The following is a 20,703-nucleotide window of genomic DNA, read 5'->3' as shown; positions in this document are numbered from 1 at the left end:
ACGGAATCGGTTGTCGACACCCTGACGCTCGCGATAAGGTCGCTGGACCTTTCAGTGCGCAAGAGGCGGGCTGGGGTAACTTTATGTGTGATCGAGGGTGGAAATGGAATCCGCAGAAATTCTTGTGCTTCAAGCCAGCTACACGAACCCGGTGCACGCCGAGGCGATTGCTCTGGTGTTGAACCACTACGCCGAAGACCCGATGGGCGTCGGTCATCCGTTACCCGTCGATGTGTTGCAACAACTGCCGGGGGAACTGGCCAAACGTCCCCATGCCTTCAGCGTACTGGCGTTTGTCGGCGGCGAGCCGGCAGGGCTGGTCAACTGCTTTGAAGGTTTTTCGACCTTCGCCTGCCGGCCTGTGGTCAACGTGCATGATGTGGCGGTGGTGTCAAAGTTTCGCGGGTTGGGGCTGAGTCAGAAGATGCTGCACAAAGTCGAGGACATCGCACGCCAGCGTGGTTGCTGCAAAATCACCCTGGAAGTACTGGAAGGTAATGCAGTGGCTCAGGCGTCCTATGGAAAATTCGGATTTTCGCCAGGCATGTTCGATCCGGCGCACGGGCGGATGCTGTTCTGGACCAAGGCGCTTTAATTCACAATCCATGTGGGGGCGGGCTTGTTGTGGCGAGGGAGCTTGCTCCCGTTGGGTCGCGCAGCGACCCCGGCATTTCAAAGTTAAACCGCATGTAAAGGGTTTACGACTGCTTCGCAACCGAGCGGGAGCGAGCTCTCTCGCCACAAAAGCCCGCTCCCACAGGATCCGCGCCAAAACTACTGCTGAACGACTGCCGGAGTGACAGGCGCGCCCTTGGGTTTCATCAGGCTGAAGTCGATCAACGGCCGCTGCTCGCGTCCATAAGGGTCGCCGATCATCAACGGTCGAGACTTGAAGCTGTCGCTGACCAGGCTTTTGCTGCGGTCCAGTTCATCGAAGCTCAGGCCTGCCAGATCCGCCCAGGTGTGAATCAGCTGCGAACTGCTGTACGGCCGGCTCAGATCGCCGGCAAAACTCCAGTCATGGGTTTCGCGCCATTTCGGCGAAGCCCAAGCCATGAACGGAATGGTGTACATCGGTGCCGTCGGTTTACTCTCGTTGCGGCCCAGGGTTTTATGGCCAGCGGAGTCGAAAACGTCTTCGCCATGGTCGGAGAGGTACAGCAGGAAGCCGTTCGGATCAGCCTTGGCGTAGTCCTTGATCAGGCTCGACACCACGAAGTCGTTGTACAGCACTGCGTTGTCATAGCTGTTGTACGTCGGCACCTGATCATCACGCACGCCGTCCGGAACACCTTTGCGATCGGTGAACTTGTTGAACGTCGGCGGATAGCGGTACTGGTAGCTCATGTGCGTGCCGAGCAGATGCACAACGATCAGCTTGCGTGGCGCCGCATCAGCCAGGGCCTTGTTAAACGGTTCGATCACATCGCCATCGTACTGGGCGGCGTTCTGGTTGCGGTTGTTGTTCAGGTACACCTGCTCGTCGGCCTGCTGGGAGAACGTCGTGAGCATGGTGTTGCGCTTGGTCATGGTCTGCTGGTTGGTGATCCAGAAGGTCTTGTAACCCGCCTGTTTCATCATGCTGACCAGCGACGGCGTCGACAGGTAGAGGTCCGGGTTTTCTTCGTCGGCGAACGTCAGTACCTGCTGCAATGCTTCGATGGTGTAGGGGCGCGGCGTAATGACGTTATCGAAAACTGCCAGTTGGTCTTTGAGCTTGTCCAGTTCCGGGGTGGTTTCCCGAGGGTAGCCGTACAGGCTCATGCGCTGACGATTGGTGGACTCGCCGATCACCAGTACCAGGGTCGCTGGCTGATTGGCCATCGAATCGGTGAGGTTCTTGAGGGGTGGGATTTTGCTGGCGCTATCGAGCATATCTTGCATGCCGGCCAGGGTATTGAGGTAACGGTGATAGGCCACGGCCATCTGCCACGGCACTGCGGGCTCGATACGGGTTTCGAATTTCTCGAAGCCACTCGCCAGACTGCCGGTGCGCAGGGTGTGCTTGATCAGCGGGTAACCGACCACGGCCAGCAGTATCGCCGTTGCCGCGACCAGCGCCTGACCACGTGGCAGGTACACCGGACGCAAGCGGGTCCAAAGGAAAAACGCGAATGCGGTATGGGCGAGGAACGCCAGCACCATCCACCAGGCAAAATACTGGGTCATGTACTCGCCGGCTTCAGACACGTTCGATTCGAACATGATGAAGATGACGCTCTGGGAAAATTCCTGCTGATAGATAAAGAAATAACCGAGGCTCGCCATCGAACAGGCCCACAGCACCACGCCGATCAGCGCGGCCATCACACGTGTTTGCCTAGGGAACAGCAGCATCGGCGCAAGCCAGATAGCGCTCATCACAAAGGCCTGGCGGAACCCGGCAAAACCGGAGGTGCCCGTCAGTTGAATCAGCAGTTGGGTGATGCCCGAAAAATACCAGAAGAACAGAAATAACCAGAGAAACCCTGCCCAATCAAAACCTTTCGCAGACGTTTTGCTGCGTCTAAACAAAGCCATTCAACACTCCAGCCTGATAATCACTTCGACCGTCCCTGTCGCAGACGAACGAACGCCGCTCGGATACCGGGCGGCCACAATGAGCCGGAGTATCAACAAACAGGTGTGAAAACTTTGTGAGTTGCCGCAGCGGGCAGGGTTGCAGCGAGTCGGAAACAGCAGCGGCTGTTTCCGATTCAAACGAGGGGGTCAGGCGTGGGGAACACGTTGGGTGACAGGCAAGGGCTGAGCCTGATTACCTTGGGTCAGCAGGCGCAATTGCGCGACTTCCCGTTTCAGCTGGTCGCGCTCGTCTTTCAACTGGCGCAGTTCATCGCGACGGATCGTGACGTAAAGGGTTTGTGCTGGCAGTGCTGTGTGTACGGTGCCCATTGCTCACCTCGCAAATGGCTGTCTCAACTGTAAGTTCGCTCCCTGGATCAGGTGCTCACTTACTATCGGCGCCAATTTTGGTTTCTTTTGCCCCTGAAGGGAACTTTTTTATTTTTCATGGTCGTTGTGTCTTCGGCACGATTCGCGACGTTATCAGTCTGGATCGGGCACAATGCCCGTAAACTATGTGCCAGCGCTCTGGACTAACCTTCGTTAGTCGCGTTGGGCTATAACCTTTGACACACTTTATTTGTAGTTGGGAGCATCAGTACATGCAACTCGGGATTATTGGACTGGGCCGCATGGGCGGCAATATTGCGCGGCGCCTGATGCTCAACGGACATACCACCGTTGTTTACGACCGCAATATCGCCTTTGTCGACACCCTGGTTGAAGAAGGCGCCACCGGTGTTGCCGACTTGCCAGCCCTGGTCGCTGGCCTGACCAAACCACGCGCGGTATGGGTCATGCTGCCCGCCGGCGCACCGACCGAAGACACCATCGACACCCTGAGCACCTTGCTTGACGCTGGCGATACCATCATCGACGGTGGCAACACCTTCTATAAAGACGACATCCGCCGGGCCAAAACCTTGTCGGAAAAAGGCCTGCACTACATCGACGTCGGCACCTCCGGCGGCGTCTGGGGTCTGGAGCGTGGTTACTGCATGATGATTGGCGGCGATGCCGAGACCGTTAAGCGTCTCGACCCGCTGTTCGAAACCCTGGCCCCGGGCCTGGGCGACATCCCGCGCACCAAGGACCGCAAGTCCGATGACGATCGCGCCGAGCGCGGTTACATCCACGCAGGCCCCGCCGGTGCCGGGCATTTCGTGAAGATGATCCACAACGGCATCGAATACGGAATGATGCAGGCCTTCGCCGAAGGCTTCGACATCCTCAAGACCAAGGCCAGCACCAACCTGCCGGAAGATCAGCGCTTTGACCTGAACGTTGCCGACATCGCCGAAGTCTGGCGTCGTGGTAGCGTGGTGTCGTCCTGGCTGCTCGACCTGACCGCCGATGCGCTGGCCAGCGACCCGAAACTCGACGGCTACGCAGGTGAAGTGGCTGACAGCGGTGAAGGTCGCTGGACCATCGAAGCCGCCATGGAGCAATCGGTGCCGGTTCCGGTGCTGTCGAACTCGCTGTTCTCGCGCTACCGTTCGCGCGGGCAAGGCACCTTTGGCGACAAGATTCTCTCGGCCCAGCGCTTCGGCTTCGGCGGCCATGTGGAGACCCCGAAAAAATGACCCATGTGATCCGCAGGAAATCCAAGGCAGAACCCGCACCGCCTACCACGCTGTTTTTGTTCGGTGCCCATGGTGATCTGGTCAAGCGCCTGCTGATGCCGGCGCTGTACAACCTGAGTCGCGACGGTTTGCTGGGGAATGGACTGCGGATCATCGGCGTTGATCACAACGCCATCAGTGACGAAGCCTTCGCCAAAAAACTCGAAGATTTCATTCGGGCGGAAGTGGCGACCAAGGTCGGCAAGGGCGATCAAGCCCTTGATCCGGCGTTGTGGGCCAAACTGGCGAAACACATCAGCTACGTCCAGGGCGACTTCCTCGACGAACGCACTTACGAAGCGCTGGCGGCGAAAATTGCCACCAGCGGCACTGGCAATGCGATTTTCTACCTGGCCACCGCGCCGCGCTTTTTCAGCGACGTGGTGCGGCGTCTCGGCGCTGCCGGATTGCTCCAGGAAACCCCTGAAGCGTTCAGAAGGGTGGTGATCGAAAAGCCTTTCGGCTCCGACCTGCATACCGCCGAAGCCTTGAACGCGTGCTTGCTCAAAGTGATGACGGAAAAGCAGATCTACCGGATCGATCATTATCTGGGCAAGGAAACCGTGCAGAACATTCTGGTCAGCCGGTTCTCCAACAGCCTGTTCGAAGCCTTCTGGAACAACCACTACATCGATCACGTGCAAATCACCGCCGCCGAAACCGTCGGCGTGGAAACCCGTGGCAGTTTTTATGAGGTCACCGGCGCCCTGCGGGACATGGTGCCCAATCACCTGTTCCAGTTATTGGCGATGGTGGCCATGGAACCACCGGCCGCTTTTGGCGCCGATGCGGTACGCGGCGAAAAAGCCAAAGTCGTCGGTGCGATCCGCCCCTGGTCGACCGAGGAAGCGCGAGCCAACTCGGTGCGCGGCCAATACACCGCCGGCGAGATCAATGGCGAGCCGCTGCCCGGTTATCGCCAGGAAGCCAACGTGGCGCCCGACAGCACGACCGAAACCTACGTCGCGCTCAAAGTCATGATCGACAACTGGCGCTGGGTCGGCGTGCCGTTCTACCTGCGCACCGGCAAGCGCATGAGCGCGCGCGATACCGAGATTGTCATTTGCTTCAAACCGGCGCCCTATGCGCAGTTCCGCGATACCGAGGTCGATGAGTTGCAGCCGACTTATCTGCGGATCCAGATTCAACCCAACGAAGGCATGTGGTTCGACTTGTTGGCCAAGCGGCCGGGGCCGGCGTTGAACATGGCCAATATCGAGTTGGGTTTCGCCTACAAGGATTTCTTCGAGATGCAGCCATCGACCGGCTATGAAACCCTGATCTACGACTGCCTGACCGGCGATCAGACGCTGTTCCAGCGCGCCGATAACATCGAGAACGGCTGGCGCGCCGTGCAGCCATTCCTCGACGCCTGGCAGCAGGACGCGACGCTGGAGAACTACGCGGCCGGCGAAGACGGGCCTCAGACCGCTGACGAGCTGCTGACTCGCGATGGTCGTGTTTGGCACAGCGTCGGATGAGTGACGTAACGCAACAGCCCATCCGTTTTCTGCTCAGTGACATGGACGGCACGTTACTGCTCCCTGATCACAGCCTCAGTCAGCGCACGATCGAGGCAGTCCGCGCCTTGCGCGAGGCCGGCGTGCTGTTCAGCCTGGCCACCGGGCGTCCGCCCAAAGCCATGTTGCAGCAGATCGAAGCCCTGGGTGTCGATCTGCCGACGGCGGCCTTCAATGGCGGCACGATCGTCAACCCGGACGGCAGTTTGCTGGTTGCGCATTATTTGCCGGCCACGGCAGCCCTGACTGCTCTGACGCTGTTTGCCGATCAGCCGGACATTGAAGTCTGGGTGTTCAGTGGTGGCGACTGGCTGCTGAAAGATGCATATGGCCCGATGGTCCCGCGAGAGCAGCACGGCCTGGGTTATCCGCCGGTGGTGGTCGAGAGTTTTGAGCCTTACCTGGCACGCATCGACAAAATCGTCGCGGCCAGCAACAACGCCCAATTGTTGATCGAACTGGAAGCGCAGTTGCTGCCCAAGGTCGAAGGGCAGGCGCAGGTTTCGCGCTCGCAACCGATCTATCTGGACGTGACTGCGATGCTGGCGAACAAGGGCGAGGCATTGGCGACACTGGCCGAGTTTCTCGGCGTGCCGCTGGCACAGACCGCCGCCCTCGGTGACGGCGGCAATGACCCGGCGATGTTTCACCGGGCCGGCTTGTCGATCGCCATGGGGCAGGCGGAAGAGGCGGTGAAGCGTCAGGCCGACGTGGTGACCGGGGCCAATACCGAAGACGGCGCGGCCCAGGCGATCGAGCAATACATCCTCCCGCGATAACAACACAAACCCAATGTGGGAGCGGCGGTGTTATAGCCAGTAACTCACCGCATACCAGCCCAACACGCCCATCACCACGGTGTAAGGCAGTGCCATCCACACCATCCGCCCGTACGACAGGCGAATCAGCGGTGCAATCGCCGAGGTCAGCAGGAACAGGAATGCCGCCTGACCATTGGGAGTCGCTACGCTCGGCAGGTTGGTGCCGGTATTGATCGCAATCGCCAGGGTTTCAAACTGTTCACGGCTCATGTGGCCGGAGAGGAACGCCTGTTTCACTTCGGTGATGTAAATGGTCGCCACGAACACATTGTCGCTAATGGCCGACAGCAAGCCATTGGCAATAAACAACATGCCCGGCTGTTGATCTACCGGAAGGGCCAGCACCCAATGAAGCACCGGGGCGAATAATTTCTGATCGTGAATCACCGCCACCACTGCGAAAAACACTACCAGCAGCGCCGTGAACGGCATGGCATCCCTGAAGGCGTTGCCGATGCGGTGTTCATCGGTGATGCCGGTGAATGCGGTGATCAGCACGATCACCATCAAACCGATCAGGCCGACTTCGGCGACGTGAAACGCCAGCCCGGCAATCAGAATCAGCGCCGCCGCCCCTTGCACCAGCAACGCCGCGCGCTGACGTGCAGTGCGTGCGGCGTTGTCTTCGGCGGCGTAGTTGGCCAGCACCGCACGCACGTTGTCCGGCAGCAGCGTGCCATAGCCGAACCAGCGCAGTTTCTCCAGCAGTACGCAGGTCACCAGACCGGCTGCCAATACCGGCAACGACACCGGGGCGGTCTTCAGAAAGAACTCGGCGAAGTGCCAGCCCATCTCATGGCCGATCAGCAGGTTCTGCGGCTCGCCGACCAGCGTGCACACACCGCCCAACGCCGTACCGACGGCACCGTGCATCAGCAGGCTGCGCAGGAAGGCGCGGAACTGTTCGAGGTCGGCATGATGGAGCGTGGGCAAGTGCCGGTCATCGCTGATTTCGCTGTCCTGACGCGGATCGCCGCCCGAGGCGACACGGTGATACACCGAATAGAAACCCACCGCCGCACTGATAATCACCGCAGTCACGGTCAACGCATCGAGAAATGCCGACAGAAACGCGGACAAGAAACAGAACATCAATGCCAGTAGCGCCTTGGAGCGAACCCCCAGCAGCAGGCGCGAGAACAGAAACAGCAGCAGGTCTTTCATGAAATAGATGCCCGCCACCATAAACATCAGCAGCAGGATCACCGGGAAGTTATGCACCAGCTCATCATAGAGTGCCTGGGGCGTGGTCATTTTCAGCAGCAGTGCTTCGATCAGCAGCAAGCCGCCGGGCATCAACGGGTAACACTTGAGCGCCATGGCCAGGGTGAAAATGAACTCCAGCACCAATAGCCAGCCGGCCGCCACCGGCCCGACCGTCCACAACACCAGGGCATTGAGAATCAGAAAACCGACAATGCTCGCCTTGTACCAGCGGGGTGAGTGCCCGAGAAAGTTATGCGCGAAGGCCTGGGCCATTGAACCGGACATCGGCTACTCCTTGTATTAAGAAGCGCGCAACTTGCCGTAAGAAGGAGGGAAGATCAAGTGCAGGAAAATGACGCTGGCCTAACACTGATAACGCGCGACGACCGCGCGGCAGTTTCCCTCCAGTGAATAGCCGCCTATGACAATGCAGCCGTCGGCCTGTATGGCCAATGAAGTCGCGGTATGCGAACCGCGACTCAGGCGTGTACGACACCAGCCTATGCCCTTGCCAAAACTGCGATCCAGCTGCCCACTGGGTAAATACCGGGCGAGAATGAAATCGGCTTCACCCCCGCCATCCGTCGCTCCGACCGTCAGCACACGCCCGTCCGGCTGAGCTTCGGCGGCGGTCCAGTGGCAGCCCTTACGGCCGGCTCCAAATAACTTTGGCTGGCCACCGTTGCAATGAGTATCGGGTCGGCCATTACTGTGAACTTTCAGAGACAGGCAGTGCATCGGGTCGCGACTGCTGCCAAAGCAATGCAAGTCACCATTTTCATGCTGAACGATCTGGCAGATCTGAGCGCTGTACTCCCGTGCCTTGAAGGTCATGAAACCATCCATGGCGAAGCTGTCGTCCAGTCGTCCATCCGGGTGATAACGTGCCAGTAGACCTTCCTCGGGAAAATTGATTGATCCACTCACCAGGATCCGGCCATCGCGTTGCACCTTCAGACTGCTGAGCCAGGTGTTCATCAACAAGTGCCGGACCATGACGAAGCCGCGACCATTGAAGCTGCTGTCCAGTGAACCGTCGGCGTTGAGTCGTATCAGCATGCCGACGTGATCGGTCGGTTCGAAGTAATGATTGGCCAGCAGCAGGATTCGACCGTCGTCCTGCACACAGACATCACAGGCTTCGGCGCCCGGCACGCCGTGCGGCAACCAGGCGTCACGAGCACCCTGGGAAAGATCACCCGGCAGGCGCACCACGCAGCGTCCATTGTCGCCAAAACCCTGGGCAGGGAAGCCTTGCTGATCAAACATCGCCAGGGCGGGCAACGTACGGTGAGCATTTTCGTAGTGCAGGCCGGCCACCAGAATGTGCCCGTCGGCCAACACCCGTACCTTGCCAGCCATGGCCTCGAAGCCGTGTACGAACTGCCCGCTGATGCTGCCTTGTTTGCCGAATGCCAGATCCGCCGAACCATCTGCAAGCAGGCGAGCCAGGCCAAAACGCTGGCCGCCCGGCGTACCGACCTTTGCGGCCACCAACAACCGGCCGACGTGGTCAATCGCAATGTCATTGGCCATGCTGGAGAGACTGCCGGCGAAATACACTTGAGTCTTGCCGGTGCCAGCGAAACTCGTATCGAGCCGTTCGGCGCCATTCACGGTTGCAGGTAAGGCAAAAGCAGTCTGGGGTGACATGCATCCATCTCCTTGCCAGTCGTCCTTAATCCGGGTTCCCGGATGGTGACGCCTGAGCAGAACATTCAATCCCTGAATGACCCGGCGCACAACTGTCTTCATGAGCTGGAGGTGGGGCGTTTTGTGCCAGAACAATGTCTTTTCGTACCACTGCCAAGCCTGCCAAGTAATCTGGCGGGTTAGAAGTTAAAACAGGTGATTGGTGTCGCGCAGCTGACGGTAGAAAATCGTCAACTAAAAGGAGGAGGGGGCGCGGATTACCGGGAGGTAATCCGCGAAAACGCTTAGTGCGGCATGGACCACGATTGCAGTTTGTAACCTTCCTGGCTCAACTCGGCACGGGCTTCTTCCAGCAAGTGTTCGAGTTGCTCTGGATCGGAATAGGCGCTGCTGGGGATTTGTTTGCGGCTGATGCGCGTGTTAGTGCGATCGATGATGGTCAGGCTGAGCTCGCCGTTACCGTCTTGTGGTGCCCAGGCCACGCATTGAAAGGGTTGGAATGCGCGGTCGGCAATCAAAAGTGCTTCGTTGATACGGAGCGGGGCGTTCATGGGATCTTCTCTCTGTATGCCCAAACAAGTGATATGCCGTCGGTTGGGCTTACCGTTCGGCTGGTTACTTGTACTGATGCCCGCAAGTGGGGGTTGGGTCACACACAATCAAAAAAAATTTCAACTTTCTTCCATTGATTCGATATTCGGGTCGCTTCTGAAAGCTTGTTGAAAGGTTCAACTCGTTAGGAAACTAATCAAGTGACCTCTTATAACTAATAAGCAAACTGCTCTATAAGCAATCGATACAAGCCCGCGTCAAAATTTTGCTAGTGTTACAACGAAGCCCGCCAAATGACTGTTTTTAATAATATTTCCTAAAATTTGGCGTCAAGGAACAGTCATGATTGAAGCGCCTGCCTTACGACGTCTGTTAGTAGTGGATCCTTGCGACGACTGCCACCGTTTGTTGCCGGGTTTACGCGCCGTGGGTTGGGATGTTGACAGCTGTACCCTGGAAAACGCCACCGAACGAACCTGCGATGTCGGCCTGTTGCGTTTGCAGCCCTTTCATCTGGAGCGCCCGGAAGCCGTCAAGGAGCTGATCACCCATAGCGGTACTGAGTGGATTGCAGTGCTGAATCAAGAAGTTTTGCGATTGCAAAATGTCGGGGACTTCGTTTGCGAATGGTTTTTTGACTTCCATACCCTGCCGTTCGATGTCTCACGGGTTCAGGTTACCCTGGGCCGCGCGTTCGGCATGGCGCGCCTGCGCGGCCAGGGCACGGTTCATATCGATCAGCCTGAACACGAACTGCTCGGTGACAGCAAACCCATTCGCGAACTGCGCAAACTGCTGAGCAAACTGGCACCCACCGAATCTCCCGTGCTGATCCGCGGCGAAAGCGGGACCGGTAAGGAATTGGTCGCCCGCACCCTGCACCGACAATCCCAGCGTCATAGCAAACCGTTCGTGGCGATCAACTGCGGTGCGATTCCCGAACACTTGATCCAGTCCGAACTGTTTGGCCACGAAAAGGGGGCCTTCACCGGCGCTCATCAGCGCAAGGTCGGGCGGATCGAGGCGGCCAACGGTGGAACGCTGTTTCTCGATGAAATCGGTGATCTACCTCTGGAGCTGCAAGCCAATCTGCTGCGCTTCCTGCAGGAAAAACACATTGAGCGTGTAGGGGGGCATCAGCCTATTCCGGTGGATGTGCGGGTATTGGCCGCGACTAACGTCGACCTTGAAGCGGCCATCGAGAAGAAAGGCTTTCGTGAAGATCTGTATTACCGTTTGAACGTATTGCAGGTCATCACCGTGCCATTGCGTGAACGCCATGGCGATCTCTCGATGCTGGCCAACCATTTTTCCCACTTCTACAGCCATGAAACCGGCCGTCGCCCTCGCAGCTTCAGCGAGGACGCGCTGATCGCCATGGGCAAGCACGACTGGCCGGGCAATGTCCGCGAGTTAGCCAATCGGGTACGGCGTGGGCTGGTTCTTGCCGAAGGACGGCAGATCGAGGCGCGAGACCTGGGGCTGATCAGTCAACACGGCTTCGCCACGCCGATGGGCACCCTTGAAGACTACAAGACCCGCGCCGAACGTCAGGCGTTGTGCGATGTGTTGAACCGGCACAGCGACAACCTGAGCGTCGCCGCTCGAGTATTGGGTGTGTCGCGGCCGACCTTTTACCGATTGCTGCATAAGCACCAGATCCGCTAGGGCGGGTGAAACGAAAAGGCCCGCTGCGACCTCCATCGCAGCGGGCCTTTTCCATTTTAACCAGGCACTACAGACTCCTTGTGGGAGCGGGCTTGCCCTAATGCCAGTCAGTCAAACCGCGGAACCTGTGGGAGCGGGCTTGCTCGCGAAAGCGGTATATCAAGCAACATCAATGTTGACTGTGCCGCCGTCTTCGCGAGCAAGCCCGCTCCCACAGGTATTTACGCTGAACTCAGTAAATGTGTGCTTAAAAGTAGTAAGGGAATTTCAGGCTGAAGGAAAAGTCTGGCGAGTCGTCGGTCAGGCCGATGGCCAGGTTGGGCACGATCGTCAGGTTATCGGTTGCTGCCAGGGTCATGCCGATGTTGAAGTTGGCCGAGTTGTAATCGCTGTTGGAAATCGATTGCCAGTCGCCACCGTCCGGCTTGATCTTGCTCTTGCGAGCGAACTGATCGGTGAACGAGAACGACATACTCATCTTCTCGTTCAAGGCGAATGCAATGCCGGCGCCGATCTGCCAGGAATCGCCCAGTTTCACGTCCCCGGACACCTTGGAGTTGACCTGAGGGCTGATGTCGCTGAAAGAGTCTTCCATGTTGTAGGTGTAGGCCAGGCTGCCGAACAGCACGGCCGGGTCGAAGCTCTTGACCAGCGAGATACCCGGGGTGATCGACCAGACACCATTGCCGGTAGGCAAGTCCTCGGGTACCGAGAGGTTATCGTTGTTCGGGTCATTGACCAGCTTGATGCCATAAGGGTCTTTACCGGTCGGCGCCTTGACGCGCAGTGTAAAGACCGCGTCGGGCAGATTGGCCGCCTCATCCAGAAACTTGTAAGCAACGCCAAAGTTCACATCGCCGATGGTCGGGTCGCGAGTAACGGTTGCGTCCGACGTCACCGGGCCTGCGCCACCGGCGCCACCGGAGGAATACGTTGATTCGCGATAAACCACCGGGACGTTAATGTCGAACTGCCAACGTTGTCCCGTGTTGTAGCGGGCGGTCAGGTCCAGGGTCCAGTTATCCGCCTTGATACGGTCGAGGTTGATGTTACCGAGGAAAATCGCGTCCAGTGCCAGGAAGCCGTTGAGTACCAATGCACGGGTATCGTAGTGCGTGTAGGTCAGGCCGGTTTCGACGCTGAACTTGCCGCCACCGAAGAAGCCGCTGGCTTCGTCATACAGGTTGGAAACGCTTTGCGCAGGCGCCGAATCATCCTTGAGCGATTGGCCGTATGAGCTGCCTGTGGTTCCCGGCGCACCGGCAGCCACCGTCTGGCCACTCCTGGGCGTTTCGGCGGGGGATTTGGTCAGGCGTTTGGGAGCCGGTGTCGCAGGTGTTTCTTCGACTTGGCGAACGCGTTGCTCGAGTACCATCAGCGCGTTCTGTTGTGCTTCGTAACGCTGTTTCAACTCCATGAGTTCTTGTTTTAGTGCTTCGACCTGGGGGTCCGTTGCTGCGTACAGCAGTGTGGCCGGGGCCAGGCTACTCAAACAAACGATAGCTCTGAACGTCAACGATCGGTGCATGGGTTAGCCGTCCCTTTCCTGACTACGTCTGATGAGACTGAGCGTAGATCAGAATCCTTGAGTGCGAAGACCTTTGAGTTGGTCCAGGTTGCCGTTCAGCGACCCGGCTGTCGACACGTTGTCACGCAGCACGACATTGAAGGACGTGAGGTTGCTGACCTGGTTGTCACCGCCGAGCAAAGTCGTGTTCTGCATCAGCCCACCCTGGGCCAGGCGTTGTACGGTACTGCCTTGGTTGTTGCTGGCCACAATGTTGAATTGCACACCCGTACCGGTCGAGGAAACGCTCAACGAACCCGCGCCATTGGCGCTGGCCAACGTCGAGCCTGCGGCCAACGCCTGGCCCTGCTGTTGCGTTGCTGGCGCTTGGCTAGCCTTTGTGACGTTGATTTCAACGTTGTTGTAGGCAGTGTTATGGTCGCCGGCAGCACGCACGACTTGAGTGACGCCTTCGGTGCTGTTGAGGCCGCTACCGCCAGTGACGGTACCGGTGCCTTGCGAATGCGCTGAGCCATTACCTTTTTCGTTGATAATTGACACATAGAACTGGGGCTTGATGGTCGATTGTTGAATTTGCATCGAGGAAGTTGCCCCGATCATTTCACCGTTGGCATTTTGCCAAGTGCTGGTCATGACAATGCCGAAACTGATGATCCGTCCCGGCATGACATAGCGGCCTCGCAGGGTTGCCAATTCCTGATCCTTCAGTTCAATGGGTTTGAACGTCTGTGCCTGGGTCGGCAGGCTGGCGGTCAGGCAAACCACGGCTAGCCAGATTGGAGTCTTCATTGGATGCTCCCGGAGCGTCGTGCTCCTTGTCATTAGAAGAAGTCGCTTCGGATGAATCCGAAATCCATCAACTCTGCGTCTCGCACCGGGCTGAAGGTGTTGATGCGGTTCTTGGCGGTCAGTGGCATGGGTGGGTCGAGCAACGCATTGGTTTTGTCATAGCCCTGACCGATGATGGCAAAGATGATGCCGTTCCAGCCTTTTACAAAGTCGTCGACTTTGTAGCGTTTATGACCGAGGACCGGATCTCCGATATAGACCCAGCCCTCATGGACTCTTTGCATGACCACAAAATGTTTGTAGCCACGGATATCCAGGAGCACCACAACCGGAATTCTGATTTCGTCCAACGTTTGCGGCGCTACCCGATATCCTCGGGCCCGCATGCCGATACTTTCCACGTAGCGCTTCATGTCGAGCATGGAAAAGCCCTGGACGCGGACAAGATCTTGATCGGAGTGTGCCAGCATGCCTTCGATGATCTGTTCTTCATTCACGTCCAGCCAATAGGCTTGGCGCAATATGGTCGCCAGCGCAGCTGCGCCGCAACTGAAGTCGGTTTTCTGTTGCACCAGGTCGGCAAATTTACGCTCGCGCATGCTCTGGATCGGCTTATACACCACCGCGCCGCCCGGCAGGACGGAAAGCGGCATTTGGGCCGCCTCGCTCACACTGGCCACGTAGAGCAAAAATGCCAAGGCGATAATACGCATGGTGGGACGCCTTCTGGTTGTGTTGAAAAAGGCCCCCGTAAGGGGGCCTCAAGAGACAGCCATTAGAACGAGTTGTTGGAAATGGCCAGCGAGTTGCTTTGTTGGTTACCCACACCGGCAGCCACGTTGACGCCCAGGTTGCCACTGCCACCATTCACCGAACCGTTCAGGGTTGCAGTGTTGGTCACAGGGTTTGCCCAGCCAGTTGGAGTCAGCACTTGATAGGAATAGGTGTTGCTCAAATCGAAAGAACTGCTTTCACTGAAAGTTTTCGATTTGTCGTACGAAGATTCGGACTCTTTACTGCCCGATTTTTCGAACGAGGAGTCGGACGATCTCGCCCACGATTTATCGAACGATCTTTCGAACGAGGAATCCCTCGATCTTTCGAACGAAGAATCGCTCGATCTTTCGCGCGATGCGTCGAAATTTGCATCGATCGATGCGTCAAGCGATGCGTCGACAGTCCTGGTGCGGGTGCGATCGCCATTGCCATTATTCCAGGTAACGGTCCTGGTGGCATTCGCGGAAGCGTCCACATCAACGTTCAAAGACGCACTGCGACTAGAGCTGCTATCCGAACTCCTGGAACCGCTCGCATCAGAGCTCCTGGAACCACTCACATCAGAGCTCCTGAAACCACTCGCATCAGAACTCCTGGAACCACTCACATCAAAGCTCGAAGAAGCGCTTTTATCAATGCTCAAATCGGAAGACTTATCGCGAGAGAAGCTACCGCTGGCCGTTGTGGTAACGGTTATCGTATCCAGGCGGGTTGTCCGATCGGCGTTGTTATTCACTACCAGGCCAGGCCCTTGTTGATCGGCAGAGGCGGTGGCTGTGGCGTTACCGAGCGGGGCATTGGTGTTGGCAATGGCCATGGTATTTTTCTGTTGGTTAAGGTCGCCACCAGCAATGTTGATACCCATGTTACCGCTGCCGCCATTACCCGATCCGTTCATCACGGCAGAGGCTGTGCTGCCGAAGTTGTTGACCCTGTTATTGTCGCTGTATTGCGTGACGTCGGCGGTGGCTGTTGCAGTGCCGAACACGAAGCTGTTGTCCTGACTGGAGTTTGAGGCAGCATTTGCGATGGCGGACGCGTTGTCTTGTTGGTTGCCGCTACCTGCAGCCACGTTGACGCCGACGTTGCCGCTGGCGCCTGTGGCAGAGCTGTTCATTTCAGCTTCGTTGATCGTCCCTTCGTTACGGATGCGGTTGTCGGTACTGCTTTGGTTATCCCACGCATCCGCAGTCGCGTAGACAGGGATCTTTGTTGGAGGAGGGGGGCGATGCCGATCGTTCTGTCCAGCTTGTACAGCTACAGCCATGACCGCAGCAATTGCGAAAACCAGAGGCTTTAGTGCCATCGAAGGTTTCATGGTGATTCTCCGTACTTATTTTAGGTTAAGTGTTGTTTCTACCTGTTTGGGTCAATCCGAGACCCGTACGCTCAGGGTGTTGGCCGTTCGGTTTCCCACCCCGGAGCTCTGATTCAACTGGATCACCCCACGGCTACCGGTGAAGGCCTGATCGCTGGTAGCGACCTGGCGATTGCCTGGTGCAGAGTCAGTTGGATCGGAGTTGTTGATCAGCGCCACGTTCTGCTGCATGAGGACGCTGTCGTCGATACTTTGCGGCTGGGCACTGATGCTGATACGCAGTGCGTTGGCTTGCTGGTTGCTGGCGCCCGCGCTCTGGTTGACGCCCAGTACGCCGTTGCCGTGGCTGAAGGAGTCGCCTTGAATGCTGGATCGAGCATCGATGCTGGGGTTGACCTCCGTCCGCAGCCGTTGGCGAATCTGCGTGGTCGCGCTGGCGCCATGGCCAACGGCGATGGCCCGGGCGTTGGCCTGTTGCTGCAGATCGCCGGCAGCCTGGTTGACGGTGAGGTTGCCCTGGTACTGCATGCCCGAGGCGTCGATTTCGGCATTATTGATGACGGGAGGTTGAGCAAAGGTCGATGCACTGCAAAACATGGCGAGCATCAGCAGCGTACGATTCATCTTAACGGTCCCCCGTTACGACTCTCAGAGCACCCAGGCCTTGCTGGACGTTTGAATTGACCATGTTGGCAATACCGTTGCCCGAATTCCCCGAACGTCCAGCGGGGAGGTTGGAAAGCTGGGTCTGGTTGGTGATATTGCCGCTCAGGTTGTTGGTGTTTTGAGTGACCAGGCGGGAGATGCCTGCACCACTGGCGACGCTGGCAAAGTCGCCGTCGCTCAATTCGTTCGTTTGCCTGAGGACTTGTTTGGACGGGTTGGCATTGGCGGTCGTGGGGCTAGGGTCGGGCATCACCGGCGCACGCGTTGCCATGCGCGGTTGGACATCACGTTTGATAATAATGATGCCGTTGTCAGCCTGTACGGGCAGGCTGACACTTGAGCCCAGCGCGCATCCGATCAGCAAGAGGCAATAGATGCTTTTATCAAATGACCCCACGGCGGCAATTCCTTCTTTGTTGTGGGCTGGCTAGTCAGCCTTGGGAAGAGGGGAGCGAAAACTGTGCCGGATCTTGATAGTTGTTTTGATTCAGAAGGTTATCGATCAAGGTAAGTGGATCGATGGAGTGAGGTGTTTCAGGCTTGAGACGACCGCCGGGGCGGTAATGTGATAAGGGATCGCAAACACTCTGGATCCAAGGGCTTATGTGGGATGTATCAGCGTTTTAACAGATCGTATGACTGGACGATGACCAGCGTTGATACAGGCTGTTCCAGATGAGAAGCGTGTTTCAGAAACGGACGCATTTTGCAAAAATACTGCAACAAATGCTGGGGTATTTGACCAGTGCCCGTCAGATCAACGCAAGCGGGCTTGCCCGCGAAGGCGGCGGCACAGTCAACATTGATTTTGCCTGATACACCGCTATCGCGGGCAAGTCGGATCGCCGCACCGCCGCTCCCACAGGGATTTGGGTGTTGGCCCAAATAGGGAAGATCAGCGCCCGAGCAGTAACGTGACGGCTTGCAATGCCTGAAGCCGGCGTTCGGCCCAATCGCCCTGAAGCACTTGAACCGGCTGTCGATGCTGCTCCAGCCATGCCTGAGTCGCGTTGAAAAAAGCCCGGCGTTCATCCAGTTCGGGCTGACAACGCTGACCGTCATCCGTCCAGTCGACCTGTTCGGGCGACAGCAGCAAGTGCAAGTCATAGTGCCGAGCCAGCAGCGCCTGCTCGAGCCAGGCCGGGCAATCGCCAAACAGGGTTTGGCTCCAGAGCATGTTGCTCAGCAAGTGAGTGTCGAGAATCAGCAACGGCGGCCCCAGGGCGCGGGCATCATCCTCCCATTGCAGCTGACCGCGGGCGATGTCGGGAATATCGGCGGGGCACGTATCGCGCGCCTTCTGCTCAATGAACCAGCGCACGTACTCGCCCACCAGAACACCGCCGAATTGCTGTTGCAGTTCGGCGGCCAGCCAGCTCTTGCCACTGGATTCAGGCCCCGTGAGCACCAGCACCTTCATGTGCGCAACGCCGGATCGGTGCGCCATGTCCGCCAGCCGTGCACAGCCAGCAGTGCGAATAAACCGTAGAGGCCGGCGGTGAGGTACATCGCTTTATAAACGAAGAGGCCAACGAAGATGATGTCCAGCGCGATCCACAGCGGCCAGCATTGCAGACGTTTTTGCGCCATCCATAACTGCGCCACCAAACTGAAGCCGGTCAGTGCCGCATCGAGCCAAGGCTGCGCAGCATCGGTCCAGTGGGCCATCGCGGCGCCCAGCAACACACTGCCGACTGCGCCGACGGCCAGCCCGAGCGCGATGGATTTGCCATCGAGCAAGCTGACATGCCGCTTGCCATGAGTCGCACTCCCCTGCGTCCACTGCCACCAGCCGTAGATCTGCAAACCGGCGTAGATCACTTGCAGCAGCATGTCCGAATACAGCTTCACCTCAAAAAAAATCCAGCTATACAGCAGCACCATGACCAGGCCGATTGGCCAGCACCAAGGGTTCTGTTTGACCGTCAACCAGACGGCAATCACGCCGAGGGCGGCGGCAAACAGTTCAAGCCCGGACATGGAGGTTCCTTGGTGTCGTAAAAATGAGGGGGGCGAATTGTACCCGGATTGTGGGGAATGGGCTTGTTGTGGGGAATGGGGCTTGCCAATGCCAGTCAGTCAAACGCAATCCCTGTGGGAGCGGGCTTGCTCGCGAAGGCGGCGGCACAGTCAATATTGATGCTGCCTGATACACCGCTTTCGCGAGCAAGCCCGCTCCCACAGGGGACAGCGGGGATGCTGGGACGGAGTTACACCCGAAACTGCTTCAGCAACCCGTTCAACTGCTCGCTCAGTTCCTTGAGGTGAACGCTGGCCACGCTCGACTGTTCGGCCGCCAGTGCCGTGCTGTGGGACAACCCGGCGGCCTGGGTGACGTTCTGATTGATATCTTCCACCACGTGGGCCTGCTGCAAGGTCGCACTGGCAATCGAAGCGTTCAACCCGTTGAGGTTACGCAAGGCCTGGCCGATGGCATTCAGGCTGGCACCGGCCAGGCCGGCCTGCTCGATGGTCAATTGCGACGCACGGCTGCTGTCGCCAATCACCTTGACCGCCGCTTCGGAATGGCTTTGCAGGCGTTCGATCATCGACTGGATTTCCGCCGTCGACTTCTGGGTGCGCTGGGCCAGCAGGCGCACTTCATCGGCAACCACCGCAAACCCGCGACCTTGCTCGCCGGCCCGGGCGGCTTCGATGGCGGCGTTGAGGGCCAGCAGGTTGGTTTGCTCGGCGATGGAGCGGATCACTTCCAGAACGCTGCCGATTTGCGTGCTTTCGGCGGCCAGGGTACGAATCACCTCAACGGCTTGATCGATGGTCGACGACAGATTGTCGATCTGCTGCAAGCTGCCGTCGATATTGACCTGCCCCTGCTGCGCCTGAGACTCGGCATTGCGCATTTCGCTGGCCGCGTGTTCGGCGTTTTTGGCCACATCCTGCACGCCGTAGGTCACTTCGTTGATCGCGGTCGCCACCAGTTCCATCTGCTGCGATTGCTGCTGGCTTCGTTGCTGGGCTTGCGCAGCATCGTTGCCCAGTTCGCTGGATGACTGACCCAGCGCGCTGGCGGAGGTTTGCAGCTGACTGATCACCAGGCGCAGTTTGGCGGTAAAGGCGTTGAAGTGCCGGGCCAGTTGCGTGACTTCGTCCTGACCGTGGGTATCGAGGCTGCGGGTCAGGTCGCTTTCACCGCTGGCAATGTTGGCCATGGCGTTCACGGTTTCCTGGAGCGGGCGCACGATGCTGCGGGCAATCATGATCACCAGCAACGCCATGATCAGAGCAATCACCAATCCCACGAAAGAGGCCTTCCAGACCTGCGCATAAAACTCGGCCTGCATGTCATCGATGTACACGCCCGAACCGATCACCCAACCCCAAGGCTCGAACAGTTTGACGTAGGAGGTTTTTTCCACCGGCGCGCTGGCGCCCGGTTTTGGCCAGCGGTAGTCGACCATGCCGGCACCCTTGGCCTTGGCGATGGCGACCATCTCGTTGAACAGCGCGAAACCGTCGGGGTCGCGGATCGTCGAGAGATTCTGGCCTTCAAGTTTCGGATTGGTCGGATGCATGACCATGACGGGCGTCAGGTCGTTGATCCAGAAATAATCATTCTGGTCGTAGCGCAAACCGCGCACGGCGGTCAGTGCCTGTTTTTGCGCGGCGTCGCGGGTGAGGGTGCCGGCGGTTTCCAGGCCGTGGTAGTAGGTGAGGATGCCACTGGCGGTCTGCACCACGTGCTGGGTCTTTTGGGCCTTGGCCTGATAGAGGTCGTCGTGAATCTGCTTGAGCATCAACACGCCCAACGTCAACAGCATCACCACGGCCACGATCAGAATGAGCCACAAGCGTCGGCTGATCGACACACTGCGCAAGCTGTTCATACGCTGTTACTCCGTTTTCTTGTTCTTGTAATAAACGATCGCCAGCATCCAACCACACTTTGCCGATCGGGCCCATCCGACTCAGGTCCTATTACGCGGCAGCGTAAATGAGGCTTGTCTGATAGGATTTCGGCCCCGCACGGAAAAACCTGAGCCCAAGTCTTTTTTCACGCAAT

Annotated in this window: 20 protein-coding genes; 6 read left to right on the top strand and 14 right to left on the bottom strand. The window is 58.0% G+C overall.

Going from position 1 to position 20,703, the window contains the following annotated elements:
• Window positions 1-103: 103 nt before the first annotated feature.
• Complete coding sequence (locus tag IC37_RS14460) at window positions 104-595, top strand: GNAT family N-acetyltransferase (RefSeq protein ID WP_030130315.1); 492 nt, start codon at window positions 104-106, stop codon at window positions 593-595.
• Window positions 596-774: 179 nt separating this feature from the next.
• Here IC37_RS14460 and IC37_RS14455 read toward each other — a convergent pair whose 3' ends face one another.
• Together IC37_RS14455 and IC37_RS14450 are read right to left on the bottom strand one after the other, a co-directional pair.
• Window positions 775-2,520 (bottom strand): phosphoethanolamine transferase CptA, encoded by a 1,746-nt coding sequence (locus IC37_RS14455; protein ID WP_030130314.1) that lies wholly within the window; start codon window positions 2,518-2,520, stop codon window positions 775-777.
• A gap of 189 nt (window positions 2,521-2,709) precedes the next feature.
• Complete coding sequence (locus IC37_RS14450; protein ID WP_030130313.1) at window positions 2,710-2,892, bottom strand: DUF6026 family protein; 183 nt, start codon at window positions 2,890-2,892, stop codon at window positions 2,710-2,712.
• A gap of 272 nt (window positions 2,893-3,164) precedes the next feature.
• Between IC37_RS14450 and gnd the strand changes: the two genes are divergently transcribed.
• From gnd to IC37_RS14435, 3 genes are read left to right on the top strand one after another with little or no spacing between them, the layout of a single operon-like run.
• The gene (gene gnd / locus IC37_RS14445) at window positions 3,165-4,145 is read left to right on the top strand and encodes a phosphogluconate dehydrogenase (NAD(+)-dependent, decarboxylating) (protein WP_030130312.1); all 981 of its coding nucleotides are present in this window, start codon (window positions 3,165-3,167) and stop codon (window positions 4,143-4,145) included.
• Window positions 4,142-5,665: a glucose-6-phosphate dehydrogenase gene (zwf, locus tag IC37_RS14440; protein ID WP_030130311.1), complete on the top strand. Its 1,524-nt coding sequence runs from the start codon at window positions 4,142-4,144 to the stop codon at window positions 5,663-5,665. Before gnd ends, zwf begins: the two co-directional genes overlap by 4 nt.
• On the top strand, window positions 5,662-6,483 hold the full coding sequence (locus IC37_RS14435) for a Cof-type HAD-IIB family hydrolase (protein WP_030130310.1): 822 nt from the start codon (window positions 5,662-5,664) through the stop codon (window positions 6,481-6,483). Before zwf ends, IC37_RS14435 begins: the two co-directional genes overlap by 4 nt.
• Before the next feature lie 30 nt (window positions 6,484-6,513).
• Here IC37_RS14435 and nhaB read toward each other — a convergent pair whose 3' ends face one another.
• The 3 genes from nhaB to IC37_RS14420 form a co-directional block, all read right to left on the bottom strand.
• Window positions 6,514-8,016 carry a sodium/proton antiporter NhaB gene (nhaB, locus tag IC37_RS14430; RefSeq protein WP_030130309.1) on the bottom strand — a complete coding sequence of 501 codons (1,503 nt, stop codon included), beginning with the start codon at window positions 8,014-8,016 and terminating at the stop codon, window positions 6,514-6,516.
• Window positions 8,017-8,094: 78 nt separating this feature from the next.
• On the bottom strand, window positions 8,095-9,384 hold the full coding sequence (locus IC37_RS14425; protein ID WP_030130308.1) for a hypothetical protein: 1,290 nt from the start codon (window positions 9,382-9,384) through the stop codon (window positions 8,095-8,097).
• 284 nt (window positions 9,385-9,668) lie between these two features.
• Window positions 9,669-9,935 carry a hypothetical protein gene (locus IC37_RS14420; protein WP_030130307.1) on the bottom strand — a complete coding sequence of 89 codons (267 nt, stop codon included), beginning with the start codon at window positions 9,933-9,935 and terminating at the stop codon, window positions 9,669-9,671.
• Between the two features lie 343 nt (window positions 9,936-10,278).
• Between IC37_RS14420 and IC37_RS14415 the strand changes: the two genes are divergently transcribed.
• Window positions 10,279-11,604 carry a sigma-54 dependent transcriptional regulator gene (locus IC37_RS14415; protein WP_030130306.1) on the top strand — a complete coding sequence of 442 codons (1,326 nt, stop codon included), beginning with the start codon at window positions 10,279-10,281 and terminating at the stop codon, window positions 11,602-11,604.
• 247 nt (window positions 11,605-11,851) lie between these two features.
• Here IC37_RS14415 and IC37_RS14405 read toward each other — a convergent pair whose 3' ends face one another.
• The 6 genes from IC37_RS14405 to IC37_RS14380 all read right to left on the bottom strand — a co-directional run bounded on the left by IC37_RS14405 (window position 11,852) and on the right by IC37_RS14380 (window position 17,079).
• On the bottom strand, window positions 11,852-13,132 hold the full coding sequence (locus IC37_RS14405) for a hypothetical protein (RefSeq protein WP_030130305.1): 1,281 nt from the start codon (window positions 13,130-13,132) through the stop codon (window positions 11,852-11,854).
• 48 nt (window positions 13,133-13,180) lie between these two features.
• Window positions 13,181-13,921 carry a hypothetical protein gene (locus IC37_RS14400; protein WP_030130304.1) on the bottom strand — a complete coding sequence of 247 codons (741 nt, stop codon included), beginning with the start codon at window positions 13,919-13,921 and terminating at the stop codon, window positions 13,181-13,183.
• A 32-nt stretch (window positions 13,922-13,953) separates the two neighbouring features.
• A complete protein-coding gene (locus tag IC37_RS14395; protein ID WP_030130303.1) occupies window positions 13,954-14,634 on the bottom strand; it encodes a C39 family peptidase in 681 nt (226 codons plus the stop codon).
• 62 nt (window positions 14,635-14,696) lie between these two features.
• Complete coding sequence (locus IC37_RS14390) at window positions 14,697-16,016, bottom strand: hypothetical protein (RefSeq protein WP_030130302.1); 1,320 nt, start codon at window positions 16,014-16,016, stop codon at window positions 14,697-14,699.
• A 51-nt stretch (window positions 16,017-16,067) separates the two neighbouring features.
• Window positions 16,068-16,640, bottom strand: a complete 573-nt coding sequence (locus IC37_RS14385; RefSeq protein WP_030130301.1) for a hypothetical protein — start codon at window positions 16,638-16,640, stop codon at window positions 16,068-16,070.
• 1 nt (window position 16,641) lies between these two features.
• Window positions 16,642-17,079, bottom strand: coding sequence for a hypothetical protein (locus IC37_RS14380; protein ID WP_030130300.1), 438 nt, complete (start codon window positions 17,077-17,079; stop codon window positions 16,642-16,644).
• Window positions 17,080-17,357: 278 nt separating this feature from the next.
• Here IC37_RS14380 and IC37_RS29985 point away from each other — a divergent pair, with 278 nt between their 5' ends.
• Window positions 17,358-17,498 carry a hypothetical protein gene (locus tag IC37_RS29985; protein ID WP_158225663.1) on the top strand — a complete coding sequence of 47 codons (141 nt, stop codon included), beginning with the start codon at window positions 17,358-17,360 and terminating at the stop codon, window positions 17,496-17,498.
• 79 nt (window positions 17,499-17,577) lie between these two features.
• Here the strand turns inward: IC37_RS29985 and IC37_RS14375 are convergent, their stop codons facing one another.
• The 3 genes from IC37_RS14375 to IC37_RS14365 form a co-directional block, all read right to left on the bottom strand.
• Window positions 17,578-18,102 (bottom strand): AAA family ATPase, encoded by a 525-nt coding sequence (locus IC37_RS14375; protein WP_030130299.1) that lies wholly within the window; start codon window positions 18,100-18,102, stop codon window positions 17,578-17,580.
• Window positions 18,099-18,662 (bottom strand): nicotinamide riboside transporter PnuC, encoded by a 564-nt coding sequence (pnuC, locus tag IC37_RS14370; protein WP_030130298.1) that lies wholly within the window; start codon window positions 18,660-18,662, stop codon window positions 18,099-18,101. Before pnuC ends, IC37_RS14375 begins: the two co-directional genes overlap by 4 nt.
• Window positions 18,663-18,892: 230 nt before the next feature.
• On the bottom strand, window positions 18,893-20,527 hold the full coding sequence (locus IC37_RS14365; protein WP_030130297.1) for a methyl-accepting chemotaxis protein: 1,635 nt from the start codon (window positions 20,525-20,527) through the stop codon (window positions 18,893-18,895).
• Between the last annotated feature and the right edge of the window lie 176 nt (window positions 20,528-20,703).

This window comes from Pseudomonas sp. QTF5 (assembly GCF_000512695.2).
Lineage (GTDB): Bacteria > Pseudomonadota > Gammaproteobacteria > Pseudomonadales > Pseudomonadaceae > Aquipseudomonas.
The sequence above is the reverse complement of the archived record's forward strand: the minus strand, read 5'-3'. Positions and strand labels throughout refer to the sequence as shown.